The sequence below is a fragment of the Bradyrhizobium sp. 142 genome, assembly GCF_023074015.1.
GTDB lineage: Bacteria > Pseudomonadota > Alphaproteobacteria > Rhizobiales > Xanthobacteraceae > Bradyrhizobium.
Window position 1 is genome coordinate 149,875 of record NZ_JADPKQ010000073.1, and the last position, 17,524, is coordinate 167,398.

Annotated in this window: 18 protein-coding genes and 1 tRNA gene; 6 read left to right on the forward strand and 13 right to left on the reverse strand. The window is 60.6% G+C overall.

The features are described 5' to 3' along the window. Positions 1-40: 40 nt before the first annotated feature. On the forward strand, positions 41-406 hold the full coding sequence (locus tag IVA82_RS08220; protein ID WP_247389037.1) for a nuclear transport factor 2 family protein: 366 nt from the start codon (positions 41-43) through the stop codon (positions 404-406). 201 nt (positions 407-607) lie between these two features. Here the strand turns inward: IVA82_RS08220 and IVA82_RS08225 are convergent, their stop codons facing one another. The 11 genes from IVA82_RS08225 to IVA82_RS08275 form a co-directional block, all read right to left on the reverse strand. After that, positions 608-1,456 (reverse strand): amidohydrolase family protein, encoded by an 849-nt coding sequence (locus tag IVA82_RS08225; RefSeq protein WP_247389021.1) that lies wholly within the window; start codon positions 1,454-1,456, stop codon positions 608-610. A gap of 3 nt (positions 1,457-1,459) precedes the next feature. Further along, positions 1,460-2,437 carry an aldo/keto reductase gene (locus tag IVA82_RS08230; RefSeq protein WP_247389022.1) on the reverse strand — a complete coding sequence of 326 codons (978 nt, stop codon included), beginning with the start codon at positions 2,435-2,437 and terminating at the stop codon, positions 1,460-1,462. 90 nt (positions 2,438-2,527) lie between these two features. Further along, entirely contained in the window at positions 2,528-3,460 is a 933-nt protein-coding gene (locus tag IVA82_RS08235; RefSeq protein WP_148740105.1) for a sugar-binding protein, read from the reverse strand. 94 nt (positions 3,461-3,554) lie between these two features. Beyond that, a complete protein-coding gene (locus tag IVA82_RS08240; RefSeq protein WP_247389023.1) occupies positions 3,555-4,625 on the reverse strand; it encodes an ABC transporter permease in 1,071 nt (356 codons plus the stop codon). Then, positions 4,625-5,383: an ATP-binding cassette domain-containing protein gene (locus IVA82_RS08245; protein ID WP_247389024.1), complete on the reverse strand. Its 759-nt coding sequence runs from the start codon at positions 5,381-5,383 to the stop codon at positions 4,625-4,627. Before IVA82_RS08245 ends, IVA82_RS08240 begins: the two co-directional genes overlap by 1 nt. A gap of 13 nt (positions 5,384-5,396) precedes the next feature. Next, a complete protein-coding gene (gene xylA / locus IVA82_RS08250) occupies positions 5,397-6,719 on the reverse strand; it encodes a xylose isomerase (RefSeq protein WP_247389025.1) in 1,323 nt (440 codons plus the stop codon). Beyond that, positions 6,720-8,174, reverse strand: a complete 1,455-nt coding sequence (gene xylB, locus IVA82_RS08255) for a xylulokinase (RefSeq protein ID WP_247389026.1) — start codon at positions 8,172-8,174, stop codon at positions 6,720-6,722. 80 nt (positions 8,175-8,254) lie between these two features. Further along, positions 8,255-9,301, reverse strand: coding sequence for a LacI family DNA-binding transcriptional regulator (locus tag IVA82_RS08260; protein WP_247389027.1), 1,047 nt, complete (start codon positions 9,299-9,301; stop codon positions 8,255-8,257). A 96-nt stretch (positions 9,302-9,397) separates the two neighbouring features. Continuing rightward, a complete protein-coding gene (locus tag IVA82_RS08265; protein ID WP_247389028.1) occupies positions 9,398-9,862 on the reverse strand; it encodes a GNAT family N-acetyltransferase in 465 nt (154 codons plus the stop codon). Between the two features lie 10 nt (positions 9,863-9,872). Next, positions 9,873-10,454 (reverse strand): XRE family transcriptional regulator, encoded by a 582-nt coding sequence (locus IVA82_RS08270; protein WP_148740093.1) that lies wholly within the window; start codon positions 10,452-10,454, stop codon positions 9,873-9,875. A 235-nt stretch (positions 10,455-10,689) separates the two neighbouring features. Then, positions 10,690-10,763, reverse strand: a tRNA-Gly gene (locus tag IVA82_RS08275). A gap of 227 nt (positions 10,764-10,990) precedes the next feature. Here IVA82_RS08275 and IVA82_RS08280 point away from each other — a divergent pair. The 5 genes from IVA82_RS08280 to IVA82_RS08300 all read left to right on the forward strand — a co-directional run bounded on the left by IVA82_RS08280 (position 10,991) and on the right by IVA82_RS08300 (position 14,525). Beyond that, positions 10,991-11,359, forward strand: coding sequence for a hypothetical protein (locus IVA82_RS08280; RefSeq protein ID WP_247389030.1), 369 nt, complete (start codon positions 10,991-10,993; stop codon positions 11,357-11,359). Between the two features lie 15 nt (positions 11,360-11,374). Next, positions 11,375-12,328 carry a caspase family protein gene (locus IVA82_RS08285; protein ID WP_247493235.1) on the forward strand — a complete coding sequence of 318 codons (954 nt, stop codon included), beginning with the start codon at positions 11,375-11,377 and terminating at the stop codon, positions 12,326-12,328. Between the two features lie 14 nt (positions 12,329-12,342). After that, positions 12,343-12,600 (forward strand): hypothetical protein, encoded by a 258-nt coding sequence (locus IVA82_RS08290; RefSeq protein WP_247389032.1) that lies wholly within the window; start codon positions 12,343-12,345, stop codon positions 12,598-12,600. 238 nt (positions 12,601-12,838) lie between these two features. Then, positions 12,839-13,048 (forward strand): hypothetical protein, encoded by a 210-nt coding sequence (locus IVA82_RS08295; RefSeq protein ID WP_247389033.1) that lies wholly within the window; start codon positions 12,839-12,841, stop codon positions 13,046-13,048. 139 nt (positions 13,049-13,187) lie between these two features. Then, positions 13,188-14,525: a nuclease-related domain-containing protein gene (locus IVA82_RS08300; protein ID WP_247389034.1), complete on the forward strand. Its 1,338-nt coding sequence runs from the start codon at positions 13,188-13,190 to the stop codon at positions 14,523-14,525. 395 nt (positions 14,526-14,920) lie between these two features. Here the strand turns inward: IVA82_RS08300 and IVA82_RS08305 are convergent, their stop codons facing one another. Both IVA82_RS08305 and IVA82_RS48495 read right to left on the reverse strand, forming a co-directional pair. After that, a complete protein-coding gene (locus IVA82_RS08305; RefSeq protein WP_247389035.1) occupies positions 14,921-15,541 on the reverse strand; it encodes a hypothetical protein in 621 nt (206 codons plus the stop codon). A gap of 326 nt (positions 15,542-15,867) precedes the next feature. Then, complete coding sequence (locus IVA82_RS48495) at positions 15,868-15,990, reverse strand: hypothetical protein (RefSeq protein WP_256469630.1); 123 nt, start codon at positions 15,988-15,990, stop codon at positions 15,868-15,870. Positions 15,991-17,524 lie beyond the last annotated feature (1,534 nt).

A 17,524-nucleotide genomic window follows, 5' to 3' on the forward strand; every position in this document is an offset into this window, starting at 1 on the left:
GGGACAGCCGAACGAGACGGCGCCATCGAAGGAGAACACCATGACCGACCACACCGCCATCGCCCGCCGCTATATCGATCTCTGGAACGAGCGCACGGCAAGCCGTCGCCGCGAGCTGCTCAGCGAGAACTGGACGGCGGATGCAAGCTACGTCGATCCCCTGATGCAGGGCGGCGGCCATGACGGCGTCGATGCAATGATCGCCGGCGTGCAGCAGCGTTTCCCCGAATTCAAGTTCAAGCTGATCGGCGAGCCCAACGGCTACGGCGACCACCTTCGTTTTTCGTGGGGGCTTGGTCCTGACGGTGTCGACAGCCCGATCAAAGGCACCGATTTCGCGGTGCTCAGCGACGGCCGCATCATGAGCGTGACAGGATTTCTGGATCAGGTGCCAGCCGGGGCGTGAGAAGCGAGCGCTGCCCGCTATTGTGCCCTCTCCCCTTGTGGGAGAGGGCGGCGACGCCGGTAGACACAGGCTCACTGGGGCCAGGGGTTCTCTCCGCGCATGACCCTCGCGCATTTGAGCTTGCGGAGAGCAACCCCTCATCCGGCGCTTCGCGCCACCTTCTCCCACAAGGGGAGAAGGAAGAAGACAGCGCAGCTATTCTCAACCAATCGAAAGTCGATACGCAGCCTTCGCATTCACCCCAAACGCCTTCTCCCGCACCTGCGGCCCGAGCTTCGCCAGGCACGCTTCCAGCGCGCTCTTGATCTCGCCGTAACTCCCCGCGAGCAAGCACACCGGCCAGTCGGAGCCGAAGATCAGTCGGTCCTCGCCAAAACAGTTCGCGGCGTGCTCGACGAACGGAAACAGCCGCTCCGCGTCCCAGTCGTTCCAAACCGCTTCGGTCGCGAGCCCTGAGATCTTGCACCAGACATTGCCGCAGGCGGCGAGCGCGGCGATGCGGTCGGCCCATTCCGCGCTCCAGCCATCGGCGATCGGCGGCTTGGCGGCGTGATCGAGCACGAAACGCGCGTGCGGAAACGCCTGCGCGGTCGCGATCGCGGCGGGCAGCTCAGGGGTGCGGACCAGGAAATCGTAGGCGAGATCATGGGCGAACACTGCGGTGAGGCCACGCTGGACGTCCTCGCGCAACAGCCAATCAGGATCGGGCTCGTCGTGGACCTGGTGACGGATGCCGATCAGCTTGTTCCCGCCGGGAGAAGCACGCAGACGGTCCAGCGTTTCGCCAAGCCAACCGTCAGTCAGATCAACCCAGCCGACGACGCTAACGACGAAAGGGCTGTCGCGCGCGATGCGTAAAAACTCCTCGGTCTCCTCCAGCGCGGAGCGGCACTGCACCACAATGCTGGCGTCGATACCGTTCGCTTTCAAGAGCGGCGCGAGATCGGCGGGGGCGAAGGCGCGGCGGATCGGCGTCAGCTCAGGCGCGGCCATCCAGGGATAGTCGGCGCGCACGGGATCCCAGAAATGCTGATGAGCGTCGATGATCATGGCTTACGCTCCGTCCGGCAACGGGGCCCGCGCATCGACCAGCTTTCGCGCGCGCAGCTCCTGCCAGAAGGCCGGCGGCACCACGCTCTGTGACATCGCGATGTTGTCGGCCACTTCGGCAGCGTTGCGCGCGCCCAGCACGGCGACTGTCACTGCCGGATGGGCGATGCAGAACTGCAGCGCGGCAGCCTTCAGCTCGGTGCCGTGCTTGCGGCAGAGCTCGTCGAGTTCGCGCGCCCGCGCGATCAGAGTCGCATCGGCGTCCTGATAGTTGAACTTCGCACCGGCACTGGGATTGGCGAGAATGCCGCTGTTGTAGATGCCGCCAAGCAGGATACCGATGTTTTTCGTGGCGCAGACCGGAAACAGCGCATCCAACGCGCCCTGGTCGAGCAGGGTGTAGCGGCCGGCGAGCAAGAAGCAATCGACCGGCACGGCCTCGGCGAACCGCACCAGCAGCTCCGACTGGTTCATGCCGGCGCCGATCGCCTTGACCGCGCCGTCGGAACGCAGGCGCTGGAGTGCACGGAAGGCACCTGCGACAGCGGCGTCGTAGTGATCGTCCGGATCATGCACCAGGAGGACATCGACGCGGTCGAGTCCGAGGCGCACCAGGCTCTCCTCCACCGACCGCATCACGCCGTCATGGCTGAAGTCGAACATCGGCCGCTCGCGCGGCGTGCCCTTGTAATGGTCATCCTCGGCCGCCGGGCCGTCCGGCGCGCGCAGCAGCCGGCCGACCTTGGTGGAGACGGCGTAGGAACCGCGGGGCTGTTGCCGCAGGAACGCGCCGAGCCGCCGCTCGGCCAGGCCAAAACCATAGAGCGGCGCGGTATCATAGAAACGGATTCCGGCCGACCAGGCCCGTTCGATCGTCGCTTCGGCGTCGGCATCGCTGACGGGGGCGAACAGTCCGCCGAGAGGTGCCGTGCCGAGACCGATTGATGTCACTTCAAACGTGCCGAGCCGCGACCGTTTCATTCCCATTCCTTCCAGCTTCCGATTCATCTCTCCCGCTTGCGAAATCCGCAAGCGGGAGAGGTAGGCAGGCGCGCGGGGCTGGCGGCGCTCCTACTTTAACAGTTGAGCGACGTTGTCCTTCGTCACCAGGTCGAGGCCGGTATAGATCACTTCCGGAACCTTCTGGCCCTTCTTGATCGCCAGCAAGGTGTCCATCGACTTCTCGCCCATTTCGAAGGGACGCTGGCCGGTGAGCGCGTTGGAGTAACCGTCACGCAGCAGCTCGAGTTGCATCTTCAGCGTGTCGGCGACGACGAGCGTGAACTTGCCGGCGTCGATATCCTTCTTGTTCTTGTTGACGAAGGCCTTGTAGCCTTCGGGCGCGAACATCGGCCAGCCGCCGATCGGCACGATGGCGCCGAGATCCGGCGTCGCCGTGCGCAGGTCCGACATCTGCTGAATCGCAAGCGCGGAATCGTCGTTGCAGAAGGTCGGCGAACCCTGGACCTCGACCCACTTCGTGCCCTTCAGCGACTCACGGACGCCGTCGACGCGCTCGGCGAGGTTCTTGGCGCCGGGACCGCCGGAAACGATCGCATATTTGCCGCCTTCGGGCCTGAGCTGGGCCAATTGCTTGCCGAGCGCGAGACCGAAGTCCTTGTTGTTGGTGCCGATATAAGCGATGCGCTTGGAGCCCGGCGCATCCGCGTCGAACGTGATCACCGGAATGCCGGCGGCGGTCGCTGCGTCGATCGACTTGGTCATCGCCGCGACGTCGGCAACCGAGATTGCCAACCCATCCACCTTCTGGGTGATGAAGTCCTGGATGATCTGCGCCTGCGTCGCCGGCTCGTGTTCGATCGGCCCCTTATATATGCACTCGACGTTGCCGAGTTCCTTGGCGCGCTTCAGGCAGCCATCACGCGCCACGTCGAAGAACGGGTTGTTCATCGCCTTGGGCACGACGGCGAACTTGTAGGTCTGGGCAAATGCCGGGGTTGCCATCATCGCGATGGTCACGCCGGCCAACAGAAGCTTCTTCATTGCTTTCCCTCCACACTTTGATGCCTATCCATTTGTGATGTGATGCTCCGACAGGCGGATAGACGATCTTTCGTTGTCCTTCCGGAGTAACTCGTTAAGTCATGCGCGAGCGGATGCGGTCCACCAGCACGGCAAGGATGATGATCACGCCCACCAGCGTCTGCTGCCAGTAGGAGTTGACCTGCGCGAGTACGAGACCATTGCGGATCACCTCCAGCAGCACGCAGCCGACGATGGCGCCCAACGGGCCGCCGAGCCCGCCCGCGAGGTTGGCGCCGCCGATGACCGCGGCGGCGATGACGTTGAGCTCGTAGGACGTCGCCATGTTCGCGGGCGCGGATCCCAGCCAGCCGGAGATGATGATGCCCTGGAGACCTGCCGCGAGCGCGCAGATTACATAGACCTCGATCTTCACCCGCACGACGGGGATGCCAGTCAATTCCGCCGCCTTCTCGTTGCCGCCGAGCGCGAAGACGTGGCGGCCGAAACTCGTGTGATGCAGCACGACCGCCATCACAACCGCGAGTATCACCAGATAGATGAAGGGCGCGGGCACGCCGAGCACATCGCCTGAGGTGAGCGCGTAGAAATAATCGGCGTCGGGGCCGCCCGGAAAGCTGCCACGGCCGTTCGAGACGACATAGGCGAGCCCACGCACGATCGAGAGCATGCCGAGCGTGGTGACGAAGGGCGACAACCCGAGCATCGCAATGCAGAAGCCGTTGACGAGCCCGACGATGAACGCCGTGCACAGCCCCGCAAGCACCGAGATCAGAAGGATCAATCCGGGCACATTGGCGACGACCGTCTTGCCATCGGCGGCCAAATGGACGAAGTGCGATCCCGGCGCCGACAGCTCGACCATGACCATGGAGGTGATCATCGCGGAAAAACACATCATCGAGCCGACGGAGAGATCAATACCGCCGGTGATGATGACGAAAGTGATTCCGAGCGTGGCAATGGCGATGAAAGAAAAGTTCTTCGCCACGTTCTGCATGTTGCCCTCGGTGAAGAAATAGGGGCTGGCAAAATGCATCACGATCATCAGCACCACGAGCGCCAGCAGGACGTAGCCGGTCTGCGACGCGAAGATGCCGCGCTGCCACCATCTGATGCGGCCGATATTGGTGAAGCTGATCGGATTTTCCAAGGGCAAGGTCATCACGCCGCCTCCTTCGCGCCGGTGATCAGGGCGGTGACTTCCTCGGGACTGGTGTCGCGGATCGGCTTGTCCGCGCGCTTCTCGCCGCGCCGCATCACGATGACACGGTCGCACACCGCGAACACGTCGGGCATGCGGTGCGAGATCAGCATGACGGCAACGCCCTGCTCCTTCAGGCGGTGGATCAGGCTCAGCACCTGCTCGACCTGGCGTACCGAGATCGCCGCCGTCGGCTCGTCCATCATCACGAGCTTTGCGTTGGAAAGCCGCGTCCGCGCGATCGCGACGGCCTGACGCTGGCCGCCGGACATCTGCTTGACCAGATCATCCGGCCGCGTCTCCGATCGCAATTCGCCGAACAGCTTCAGCGCGCGCGACGCCATCGCCTTGTGATCGAGCAGCGCGATCGGCCCGAACTTGCGCGTGAGCTCGCGGCCCAGGAACACGTTGGCCGCGGCCGTGAGGTTATCGGCGAGCGCGAGATCCTGATAGACGACCTCGATCCCGACCGCGCGGGCATCGATGGGCCGGTAGAAATGGACCGCGTTGCCATCGAAACGGACCTCGCCATGGGTGGGGCGAAAATTTCCGGCGATGATCTTCACCAGCGTCGACTTGCCGGCGCCGTTGTCGCCCATCAGGCCGACCACTTCGCCGGGGTGCACGTGCATGTCGACGCCGTGCAGCGCGCGGATCGCGCCGAATTCCTTGCCGATGCCGGTCAGTTCCAGGACCGGGGTTGCTCCAGTACTTGCCATCAGCGGCCTTTCCTCAGACATAGCGGTTGACCAGGGATTCCAGATATTCCTGCCGGCCCGAGCGCGGCTGCGGATCGAAGCCCGGGCTGAGCGCGCGGTCGGCGAGATCGGCAAGCGAACGTTGCCCGCCGAGAATGGCGCGGCCTTCAGGGCCCGCCCATCCGCCATAGCGCTCGGCGAGCGGCGCGGTGAGGGCGCCGGCATCGAGCATGTCGGCCGCGGCAAGGAAGGCGCGCGCGCAGGCGTCCATCGAGCCGACATGGGCATGGATCAAGTCATCGGGGTCGATCGACTGCCGCCGGATCTTGGCGTCGAAATTGAGCCCGCCCGAGGAGAAGCCGCCGCGATTCAGGAGCTCGTGGAATACCAACGCGAGCTCGGGCACGTTCATCGCGAACTGGTCGGTGTCCCAGCCGAGCAGGTCGTCGCCGCGGTTGATGTCGAGCGAGCCGAAGACGCCGAGCGCCTCGGCGAGCGCGACCTCGTGATGGAAGGAGTGGCCGGCAAGGATGGCGTGGTTCTGCTCGATGTTGAGCTTGACGTCGTTCAGCAGATCGTAGCGCTCAAGGAAGCCGTAGCAGGTGGCGACGTCGAAGTCGTATTGATGCTTGGTCGGCTCCTTCGGCTTGGGCTCGATCAGGATCGGGCCCTTGAAGCCGATCTTGTGCTTATGCTCGACCACCAGCGCGACGAAGCGGCCGAGCTGGTCGAGCTCGCGCTTGAGATCGGTGTTGAGCAGGGTCTCATAGCCTTCGCGCCCGCCCCACATCACGTAGTTCTGACCACCGAGCCGGTGCGTCACCTCCAGCGCGGCGCGGACCTGGCCGGCGGCATAGGCGAAGACGTCGGGATCCGGATTTGTCGCGGCGCCCGCCATGTAGCGGCGATGCGTGAACAGGTTTGCGGTGCCCCAGAGCAGTCGCACTTTGCTTTGCGCCATCTTCTGTTCGAACAGATCGGCAATCGCGTTGAGGTTGGCGACGGACTCCGCAAGTGAGGCGCCTTCCGGCGCCGCGTCGACGTCGTGGAAGGTAAAGAAGGGCACATCGAGCAGGCGGAACAGCTCGAAGGCGATGTCGGCCTTCGCCCGCGCCATCGCCATCGGATCGGTGCCGTGATGCCAGGGTCGCAAGAATGTCTCGCCGCCGAACGGATCGCCGCCGGGCCAGCACAGCGAATGCCAATAGCAGACCGCAAAGCGCAAATGATCCTCGAGCCGCCGGCCATGCACGATACGGTCCTTGTCGTACCAGCGGAAGGCGAGCGGGCTCTTGGCATCCTTGCCGCCGAAGGCGACAGGTTGGGTTGCATCGAAGAATTTGGCTGGCGCGTTCACTTAAATCGGCTCCTTCAACGCGGGGTAGAGATTGCGCCAGCGGCGATAGGCATCGTCGTAGGCGGAGGTGACGGACGCGCGCGGCGCGAAACTCGCGAGCCGCCGCGGGCGAACACAGACCTGGGCCGGGTCTTCGCCGGTCGCAGCGATGCGGCCGAGTCGGGCGGCGCCGAGCGCGGCCCCCACCTCGCCTTCCTCGACGCGGTGGACGGGAATGCCGAGCACGTCGGCACAGATCTGCGCCCATAGAGGCGAGCGCGAGCCGCCGCCGACCAGATCGACTTCCGCGATCGGCCCGCTCGCCGCGCTCAGCGCCGCCAGATTGTCGCGCGCGGCGAAGGCTACGCCTTCGAGCACGGCCTGGACCATCTGTCCGCGCCCGGTCGCGCCGCGCAGGCCGACGAAGGCGCCGCTGGCGGCAGCGTCGTTGTGCGGCGTGCGCTCGCCGTCGAGATACGGCAGGAACTTGACCGGACCGGGTCCATCGACGCGTTCGCCGAGTGGCGCCAGCAGCGCGGCGGCCGGCGTTTCCATCACGCCCGCGAGCCAGGCGAGCGAAGCCGCCGCCGACAGCATCACACCCATCTGGTGCCAGAGGCCGGGCAGCGCGTGGCAGAACGCATGCACGGCGGAGGCCGGCGCCGGTACGAAGCGATCGGTGACGCGGAACACCACGCCGGACGTTCCCAGCGACAGGAACGCATCGCCCGGTGCGATCGCCCCGAGCCCGATCGCGCTCGCCGCGCAATCGCCGGCGCCGCCGGCGACCACGACATTTTTCGTCATGCCCCAGCGCTGCGCGAATCTCGATGCGAGCATCGCGCTGGCCGCGCTGCCCTCGACGAGCCGCGGCATGTGATGCAGATCGAGCCCGGTGGCATGCAGCAGAAGCGCGGACCAGCGGCGCTGGCCGACATCGAGCCACAGCGTGCCTGCGGCGTCCGACATGTCCTCGACCATCTCGCCGGTCAGGCGGTAGCGAACATAGGCCTTGGGCAACAGCACTTTTGCGACGCGCTCGAAGATGTCGGGCTCGTGGCGCGCGACCCATAACAACTTCGGCGCGGTGAATCCGGGCATCGCCAGATTGCCGGCGATCGCATGCAGCGACGGACAACGCCGTTCGAGCCGCTCGCATTCGGCCTGCGAGCGGCCGTCATTCCACAGGATCGCCGGGCGCAGCGGACGACCATCCTCGCCGAGCAGCGTCGCGCCATGCATCTGGCCGGACAGCCCGATGCCGCGGACCTGCGCGACCTCGCGCGGATGATGGGCTGCAAGATCGTCGACGGCGCCGATCGCCGCATCGACCCAGGCGTCGGGATCCTGCTCGGACCACAGCGGCGCTGGGTGCGACAGCGCGAGCTCGCGCGCCGCCGTCGCGACAATCGCGCCGGCTTCGCTCACGAGCACCGCTTTCACACCGGACGTGCCGATGTCCATTCCGAGATACACGCCTCGTCCTCCCGTGCTGACCCGGTTGGCGATCTCCGTCGCCTGTTCCGCGGGCCGTCCTCACAAATCCACGCTGCCGCCTAGGGCAGATTGTCCCGCATTACGATGTCGATCCTGATCTTCTCCTGTTCGCGCAGGATCGGCTCGCCGCGCGCGAGCGCCAGCAACACGCGCACGGCGGCGCGCGCTTCGTGTCCCGGGTTCTGCGAGATCGCGGCATCCATCACGCCCTGCAACAACAGCCGGCGCGTCAACGCCGTGACGTCGTGTCCGACGAACACCACCTGCTTGTCGCGGCCAGCATCGCCCAACGCTTTGGCGACGCCTTGCGTGCCGGCGCCGACGTTATAAAGGCCGACAATGTCAGCATGCTTGCCGAACATCCGCGCCAAAACCTGTTCCGAGCGATCGTCCTCGTCACGCCCCTCGAGCACCGGCAGCACGGCGAGCTCGGGAAACTCCGAGGCCATCACCTGGGTGAAGCCGAAGATGCGCTCGGCGTGGTCGCGCAGGCCCTGCGAGCCAGCGAGGATCGCGACCTTGCCGGAGCTTTGGCCGGCAAGCCGCCCGACCAGCGCGCCGGCGGTGCGGCCGGCCGCGATGTTGTCGATGCCGACATAGTGGTGGCGGCGCGACGAGGGCACGTCCGACACCAGCGTCACCACCTTGGTGCCGGCATCGACCAGATCGTTGATCGCGGCGCGGACGCCCGGATGATCCAGCGCCACCACCGCGACGCCGTCATAGTCTCCCGCCAGCGCCTCCAGCGACGCGGCAAGGACGGACGGGTCGAACACGTCGGTCGCGATCATCTCGACGCCGAGGCGGCGGGCCGCAAGCCAGCCCGACATCTCGCCGAGATAGGCCTCGATCTGCTGCATGAACGGGTTCGGCCCCGACGGCATCACGAAGGCGAAGCGGCGGGCGCGGCCGCGGGCGAGCTCGGCGGCGGCGACATGCGGCTGGAACGCGTTGCGCGCGATCGCCTCCTGGACTCGCCGCATCGTATCCGGCCGCACGCCGGGGCGGTTGTGTAGGACGCGGTCGACCGTCGCCAGGCTGACACCGGCCTGGCGGGCGATGTCTTTCAGCGTCAGCGCGGCGGCGGTGAGAGTGTCCTCGGCCATCCTTGAAGGCTAGCAGAGGTTTTCTGAGGTACGCAACTCATTTTGAGGGAAGCGCCGGAATTTCGAGTTGCGAGTGTCTTGGGGCGCCGGCCGGGCTCAGCCGCCGCTCAACTCGAGCGTCAGGAACAGGCTGTTGGGATCCTCGACATAGCCCTCGAACGGACCACACGGGACAAAGCCGTGCGCGCGGTAGAGCACGTGCGCGGGCTTGAAATAGTCCCATGAGCCGGTCTCGAGGCTGAGGCGAGTCATGCCGCGCGCGCGGGCTTCCGCGATGATGTGGCGCAGCATCCGGCCGCCAAAGCCGCGCTGGCGTGCGGCCCGGGCCGTGTGCATCGACTTCACCTCGCCATGATCGACTGAGAGCGCCTTCAGCGCGCCGGTGGCGACCAGCATCTCGCCGTCCCAGCCGGTCCAGAACGCGACATCAGCGGCGCGCAGCCCTGCAAGGTCGAGCGCATGGGCACTGCCCGGCGCGGTCTGCGCCCGCGCGGCCGTAATGTGATGGTCGAACAGCGCGACTACGCGGGGATCAAAGGTGTCGCCGGTGCGGATCTGCATCGTCAGGGTCTCACATCTTTCCATAAGAGGTGCCGCGCCGCGTGATGATGACGTAGCGCGCGTCCTGTCTGGTTTCGTTCTCGAAGGTCACCGCGCGCATCACATCGAAATCCAGGCAGTCGCCCTCGCGCAGGCGAACCGCCTTGGCGTCGATGTGCACGGCGATCGCACCCTCCAGCATCAGGAGCTGCTGGGTGAAGGCGTTGCGGCCCCACGGGCTGTACGGCACCCGCGCGCCGGCCGGCAGGTCGACGACGATGACCTCGATGCCGCTCGCCGCATCCGTCGGCGAGGCGTGGCGCCGGCGGTAGCCGCTGTCGGGATCGCGCCAGTGCGGCTGGTCGGCGAGCCGCACCAGCCGCTCCGGCGGTTTTTCGGCGAGCGCCACAACATCGCTCAGCGACACGTCGAGCGCGGCGCAAAGCTTATTGAGCAGCGAAGCCGTGGCGCTGCTTTGCGCCCGCTCCACCCGCCCGATCATCGCCCGGCTGACGCCGGAACGCGCAGCCAATTCGTTCAGCGTCATGCCGGCCTGCGTCCTCACAGTCTTCAATCGGCGACCGATCGCGCGGTCGAGCTTTTGCTGGTCCATTTTTGTAGGTCCATGGCTTTCATCCGAACATCGGCGGCGACCGGACCGCATCCGCCAGGGCGAAAGCAGATTAACGCGGGCGGACGCGAACGCCGGGAGCGGGAGGCTAATATATTGGAATCTTTGCGCGGCATGCGACCGAGAACATCGGTTCTCCACTGAAGCTTCGAAGGACATCCTGTTTGGCGCTGGCGAAATATCAAAGTCCTGCGAAGCGCCTCGGCGCGAAGCAGGATGGAGCGGGCGAAGGGAATCGAACCCTCGTATGCAGCTTGGGAAGCTGCCGTTCTACCATTGAACTACGCCCGCAAGCAGCTGATATAGCTACCTTATTCCGAATGACAGCAAATTACGTGGCACGCTTTTGGCACGGTGTCGGCGGTCTTTGCTGACTGGGATATAGCACAAGTTTCGACGGAGCGTTCAAGCCCTCGGAGGCCCCTTATCCAGTGCAGCTCTCAGTCTTCCCTCCCTGAATAGAATCGCGCTAGTAGAGCAACCATACTCATGGAATCATTGGTTGTAGGAGCACCACCGTGACCGACAAAGTCATTTTCGTCGCATTCGCCATCGAAGACGTGAAAATCCGCGATCTGATTAAAGGTCAAGCGCTGCATACCAAGACGCCTTTTTCGTACACCGATATGTCGGTGAAAGAAGCATACGACGAAGAATGGAAGAAAAAGGTCCGTACGCGCATTCAACGATCAGACGGCGTGCTCGTGATCGTTAGCAAAGACTCGCTCGCTTCAAGCGGTCAAAAATGGGAAATCAAGTGCGCCAAAGACGAGAAGAGAAAGGTTCGCGGCATTTGGGCGTACAAAGATGACCGCACTAATATTGAAGGCGTGAACACGATGGTGTGGACCTGGGACAACATCAAGGACTGGATTGATACTCTCTGATCGCCGGAGCGAAGTATGCGCAAGGCGTTAATAGTTGGCATCGACCACTACGAGCACATTCGCAACTTGGGTGGGTGCGTGAACGATGCGCACGAAGTAAAAGCGATGCTCGATCGCCACGCGGACCGATCGGTAAACTTCGGCACCAAAATCGTTGTCGGAACCGGGCCAAAAGACGTGGTGACGCGCGGCGAGCTCAAGGACGCAGTGCGCGAGCTATTCGCTGACGACACGGATGTGAGTCTGTTCTACTTCGCCGGTCATGGTTACATCGAATCAACGGGCGGCTATCTCTGTGCGGGCGACTGCAAGACCGGCGACGACGGCCTCCCGCTGTCGGACATCATGTCGCTCGCGAACGACAGCCCGGCAAGAAACAAAATCGTCATTCTCGATAGTTGTCACAGTGGTGCACTCGGTGACAGCCACACGAATAAGCAAATCTCGGAAATAGCTGAGGGCATGACGATCCTCGCGGCCTCGACGAAGGGGCAGTATGCGGCCGAGAAGAATGGCGGCGGTTTGTTCACGGGCCTTCTGGTTGATGCGCTCGGCGGGGCTGCTGCGAACTTGGTAGGCGAGGTCACACCGGGAAGTGTGTACGCGCATGTCGATCAGTCTCTCGGTAGTTGGAGCCAACGCCCTGTTTTCAAGACCAATGTAAAAACGTTCGTGTCCCTCCGGAAAGTGCAGCCGCCCCTGCCTTTGGCCGACCTGCGCCGCATCGCTGAGTTTTTCCCTCAGCCCGGTCACGAATTTCAACTCGATCCCGGTTACGAACCGGAACATCCAGGTGCGGACCCGCTGAAGACACCAATTTTCACCATCTTGCAGAAGTACAATCGTGTGAATCTGGCAGTGCCTGTCGGAGCACCACACCCGTATCACGCGGCGATCGAGAGCAAGACGATGAAACTGACCGCGCTTGGAGAGCACTATCGCCGTCTCGTGGACTCTGGCCTGCTATGAGATCCGAGGAAGCGGTGAAGCTCCTCGATGGGCTGATCGAGCGCCTGGCGGAGATCGAACACGAGCGGTGGTCGCACTGGCAACGATACATGCACAGCAAAGCGGTTAAGCAGCCGAATGGGACGCTTCTGATACCATCCGAGCTTGTGCAACAGTGGGAGCGACAACTGGAAACGCCCTACCGCGAATTGTCTGAGAAGGAAAAAGAGAGCGACCGGGAGCAGGTCAAAAAATACCTTCCGATCATTGCAGAAATACTCTCCAAAAATTAGCGTTTTCACTGTTTTCGAACTCGGATCGATCCGTGGTATGGCACACTATATGACCACCATGCGATGGCGCGTGGAAATGTCCCTGCCCATGAATCTCCGATGCGCCCTCTTTGACCGCTTCGTCGATGCACGCTGAATTCGACAGAACGCTCATGTGTGGTATACTATTCGCAGGCAAGATCTCGCGCTCGAATAACAGCTTCCGACGTTCGGAGGCTGTTATCGAGCGGGAGGTTGAATGTCGTGCCAACCAACTTTTTCAGAAACTCACCTCAAAGAGATTGCAGCTGACATCTCTCTAGAGGTGTCTTGGGCAATCCAAGCAATTTTCCGTGCCCACGGCATCGGCACATATGAGGTCGACACATTCCACAAGCCGACGTTGAAAGCGCTCGGCAGGAAGGTACTTAAACTAGCTGAGGCTGAATTCAACGCGTTGTTCAAATGAGCCTCATGACCCTCGATGAATGTCGGGGGTCTTTCCTTGCATAAAACGTACAGTCTGGGCGCACGTATGAGGGTTAGCTAGTTGTTGCGACCGCAGACGAACTTCTCGGCAGAACTGCCCTTTCAAGGAAGGTGACTTCATGGCCATTCATATATCTTGTGGGATGCCAAAACCCAATGAAGTTGATGCCATCAGGACACTGAGCGAGCACCTGTTTGAAGACGAGTGGGCACTCCTAACCAATGTTCCACGAACCGTCGTGCCCAGAGAAATTGACGCGTGCCTGCTCGGACCAAAAGGAATGATCGTTATCGAGCTAAAGAACCATCAAGGTGAGATCAGGTGTCACGGCATAGGTTCGTGGGAGGGGATTCCTGACTCCGAAGCGAATCCGTTAGAACAGGCAGAGGAATGTGCCCAGAAACTGAAGGGCTGGCTCACATATCGTGATCCGTCGCTGCGCGAAAAGGTTTACGTCGACAGTATTGTTGTGATGACACACCCAGAGTGTCGGCTGGAGATTGGTCAGGAAATTGCAGATCGTGTCGGATGTTTGCCGGACACTCAAGGTCTAGTAGAAATTCGTATTAGGAAAGGATTAGAAGTTGGGATTCCCGAGCGTATTTTTAAGCTCATAACAGGAAAGGACCCGCCGCCCGAGTTGATTGAGCGCTGGCATACGGCGAAACGAATCGTTGGAAAACAAGCGCCGCCTCCAAAGGAAAAGGCGTCCGTAAATAAGACAGTCGATACCTTGAGGCGCGTCAAAGCACGTGCAAATGAACTCGAGAGAACCGATGCCTTCCCTGATCACGCTACAGAAGTTGGGACACTGATAAAGCGATTTAACCAGCTCAGCTTGGCCAACTGTGCGAACAGAGAGTTTATCCCTTCTGTTGACGGATTTCTCGGGGCCACTCTTTACATTCTAAATTTTCTGCCTGCATCAGAGAAGGATTTTGACGAATTCAAACGGATCCAAATGGAGCATGAGCATGGGTCGCAGAAACTTCGCGATCCTGACGCAAGACAGGATTACAATCGAGAGTTCGCTCTTCGGCTAAATAAACTTCATGGTCTCGGTACTAGATGGCATTCCTACCAAATAGAGGAAATCCATCGATTCGGCCTCGGTGACCTCAAGCCTGACGATCGTTTTTCGCTTATTAATTTGGCCGGTTCCTATTTTGATAGATATGCTGTGCTTTACGATCAGGCTCTCGCGGTCTTCGAGGACGTCGCCAAGCGGCATGATCGAATCCAAGCATTTCAGGCGCATTACAAAAGGTTGACAGCACCGTCAAACGACAAAGCGAATGATCTCCCGCCGGAATGGGTGCGAGGGTGGTACAGGGGGTGGCCAGGTTTCCAATGGGCAGCTGGACCGGTCCTGATTGTGGACCACACCAAGAACAGGCTGAGAATAATGTCAGACCTTCTAACTAGAGAAAAGGAACTGCTAGAGTTGTGTGAATGACCTTTACAAATTGCGCTGAAGCGGCTTCTCGCAGATGCCACGCGGGACAATGCGACCTTGAAGGATCTCCTTGGAAAGAAGAGGTGACGCCAGCGAAGAATCCCACCTACCTGGGGTGCTGGCCGGATGCGTACGATAAAAGAGAACCTGAGCATTCTTCGTCAGCACAATCCCAGCATCAAATTCGATCGCAAGACAGAAAAACTTCTCAATTGAATGGATCGACAAACTCTCGCGCTCGTTCTCGGACTTTGCTGCGTCGCCGTCGGTGCATATATGGCGTTTGCCAAAAAACACTATTCGAGCGAAACATGAATTTGGCGCCGGGCTGCGTTCGCTCAGGTCGAAGCCAAGGAGGTGAGAGTGCGCGAAGGTGTGAGTGGCTATCGCTGATCTTAGGCCCCGCTTCTCGACGAGCTTCTGTTCGGGCCATCCGACGGTATAGGGCGCTCAATTCTCAAAAAGCGATTCCGCAGTTCTTGAAGGCTATTTTCATATCTCTTGCTAACAATGGATAGTCCATTCCGTATATCCCAATAAAACGCTTCGGGATAAGCAACGATCTTCATCTCCTGGACGGGATGATCCTTAGCAAGTAGCTGCCAATAAATCTTTTGAGACGCATAGTGGCGAAAATACTCCGTGAAGCTACTTTTAATATCAAACCCATCGATGAGGTGTATCTTCGTCTTCAATATTGAAAGTATTTCCTCGTGTACGGGGGAATACATGTCTTCCCACATAATTCTATCGATGTTTGGTCTATCCTCGATATCTGCTTTTTCTATTTCGCCTGACGCATCCGCAATCGTGTCAAGCTGTTCAACGAGCGCCAATAGCGGGGAATAAAACTCGCTCAGTTGTTTTTCCGCGTGCTCTATAGTTAGTTGAATGCGCTTCGTTCGGTCCTCCCGCCATCTCGTAAGATATTGACCGATAAATAACCCGAGAAGAGCCGATATCGCAGCAATGAGGGCACCTATCACGGTTGCCGTTCCTGCTGAGATGTTGCCCATTTTAGTATTCCAATCACCTTCGGCGCAGGATGTTCGGCATGTTTCAAATGTGAGTATTCCCGCCCGATTAGTAGATTAGGCGCGATTTTGGATGTGAGCAACTGAGGGGGTTCGCCCGCGATATCGTAATAAATGATGAGCCGCATCTGATGCGCCATGAAAGAGACGGGTACCTCGCGTCGGAAAAGCCCGCCAAAGCGCGCTTTCGAGTTCAGATCCGCACCCGAATGGAAGACTGGTTTAGCCCCCGCATACACCCCTTCACATACCCTTTGATACCGTGTCCATGCCCACGATCCAGGGGTGTTGAACAAATTCCTGAGTGTTCATAGTGCCTTGGGTCCGCCAACTTTGCAGCATTTCCAACCTGACGTAGTACCTGTTGGTTGGTTGTTGTTTCTTTTTTCTTTCAGCATGCGCTGTTCGGCCATGCCGATTACGTTGATCATGATCTGCCGCTCCGATCAGCGGTCGCCCAAGGGCCTATCGTACAGCAGAGCTGTCCGATAACCCCAAGGGCGTCTGTACCTACTCGCATAACGAACACCCGTAGGAGCTAGTCGTACACGAGCTGGCGCTCGCGTCCGATAGCTCACGGGCGTCACGTTATGCGTCGGCCCTTCGAGCCTGCTGCTATCTAATACCTTAGTGAGCCGCGCCGAATACACCGAACAAACCACTCACGCATCTACGGTCACGCAGCACTCCAGCGCTCTCCTAAAATATGGCTCACTTGCTTGCCGTTTCGGCCGCCTGGTTCAGCACCAAATCGAACGCGCGAAAAACGGCCTTCCGCGTCCCGATTATTCTCGACGCTCTTACTCCTTACCGCAGCTTCCGTAGTGCCATTCATTCTTTCGCTGTCTCCCGTGTAGCGGGCGCACATCGTTACAGGGAGGCGAACTCATTGTGTTCCTTGGTTCGTCTTTGCTACGGCTCTTCCTATAAGAATATGGGGGCATGATATGATTACGGTGTGAAGAGGCCACTTTCGATTACAGAATTTGCAAGAATGGGCGGGAATATGCGCTCACTCAAACTTTCCGCCGAACGCCGTAAACAGATCGCCTCGGCAGCAGCAAAAGCGCGTGCTACGAAACTCTCTCCCGAACGCCGCAAACACATTGCATCGCTCGCAGGAAAAACGGGCGGCAGAGGCCGAGCTCGGAAGGCGTAGACTTGACGGAACACGCTGAATATCGTCGTGTCCGATAGCTTGCTTGCAAGCAAGCATGCTTGTGAGACAATGTATGCAGATGAGAAAGCGGTTCCACAAAGCGGTACGGATTTAAGTTTACCGGAGTGCGATTGTCGAGCTGACCATCCCAGGATGGACAGTTTCGATTAAGCGTCACGATAAACACGCCGCTACTAATGGAAAGAAGTGTTCCGGAACTAGCGAGCTTAGGCGTCGTATGGAACGGCTCAAGGCGGCATACGACTGACCCGCATCACTTCATTTCATCTGTCTTTTTAGATTTCAGTTGCGTGCCAGCGGGGGAAATGCAGAGACCGCGAATATCAAATAGAGCCGTCACCGCGCATGGTTCCCCGCATGCACGCAACCACATAACGACAGTGATCCTGCATGCACTTGTCGATTACCAATTAACAAGCTCGTCATGGGAAAGTGTATTTGCTCTGGTTGCGGAAATGAGCATGACGACAATGAACGAATAAAGAAAGAAGTGACCGCGATCATACGTTAGCGATTCGCTCTCCCATGCCACTCTGCAAGAACTGCCAACACTCCGGCTCAGATCATCATTGGGGAATAGCCCGACTGCGAGGGCGCTGCCGGTATCGAGACTGCGGCTGCATCGGTTACGTTCCTGAGGTAGACAGTACGCATACGACGAAGACCGCCTGATTGACGCATGCGCGCGGGCACGGCGAGCTCTATGATGGCGTTGCGAGAAGGTCAGGCAGCCTGCTGATCGGCGGGCTTGTCGGCTCGGCGCAGGAGCTTCCATTCCCAGGGCA

Excerpts from the sequence above, each read along its gene's own strand:
- IVA82_RS08220 (WP_247389037.1), top strand. The coding sequence starts at position 41 with ATGACCGACCACACCGCCATCGCCCGCCGCTATATCGATCTCTGGAAC.
- IVA82_RS08225 (WP_247389021.1), bottom strand. The coding sequence starts at position 1,456 with ATGATCATCGACGCTCATCAGCATTTCTGGGATCCCGTGCGCGCCGAC.
- IVA82_RS08230 (WP_247389022.1), bottom strand. The coding sequence starts at position 2,437 with ATGAAACGGTCGCGGCTCGGCACGTTTGAAGTGACATCAATCGGTCTC.
- IVA82_RS08235 (WP_148740105.1), bottom strand. The coding sequence starts at position 3,460 with ATGAAGAAGCTTCTGTTGGCCGGCGTGACCATCGCGATGATGGCAACC.
- IVA82_RS08240 (WP_247389023.1), bottom strand. The coding sequence starts at position 4,625 with ATGACCTTGCCCTTGGAAAATCCGATCAGCTTCACCAATATCGGCCGC.
- IVA82_RS08245 (WP_247389024.1), bottom strand. The coding sequence starts at position 5,383 with ATGGCAAGTACTGGAGCAACCCCGGTCCTGGAACTGACCGGCATCGGC.
- IVA82_RS08260 (WP_247389027.1), bottom strand. The coding sequence starts at position 9,301 with ATGGCCGAGGACACTCTCACCGCCGCCGCGCTGACGCTGAAAGACATC.
- IVA82_RS08265 (WP_247389028.1), bottom strand. The coding sequence starts at position 9,862 with ATGCAGATCCGCACCGGCGACACCTTTGATCCCCGCGTAGTCGCGCTG.
- IVA82_RS08270 (WP_148740093.1), bottom strand. The coding sequence starts at position 10,454 with ATGGACCAGCAAAAGCTCGACCGCGCGATCGGTCGCCGATTGAAGACT.
- IVA82_RS08285 (WP_247493235.1), top strand. The coding sequence starts at position 11,375 with ATGCGCAAGGCGTTAATAGTTGGCATCGACCACTACGAGCACATTCGC.
- IVA82_RS08295 (WP_247389033.1), top strand. The coding sequence starts at position 12,839 with ATGTCGTGCCAACCAACTTTTTCAGAAACTCACCTCAAAGAGATTGCA.
- IVA82_RS08300 (WP_247389034.1), top strand. The coding sequence starts at position 13,188 with ATGGCCATTCATATATCTTGTGGGATGCCAAAACCCAATGAAGTTGAT.
- IVA82_RS08305 (WP_247389035.1), bottom strand. The coding sequence starts at position 15,541 with ATGGGCAACATCTCAGCAGGAACGGCAACCGTGATAGGTGCCCTCATT.
- IVA82_RS48495 (WP_256469630.1), bottom strand. The coding sequence starts at position 15,990 with ATGATCAACGTAATCGGCATGGCCGAACAGCGCATGCTGAAAGAAAAA.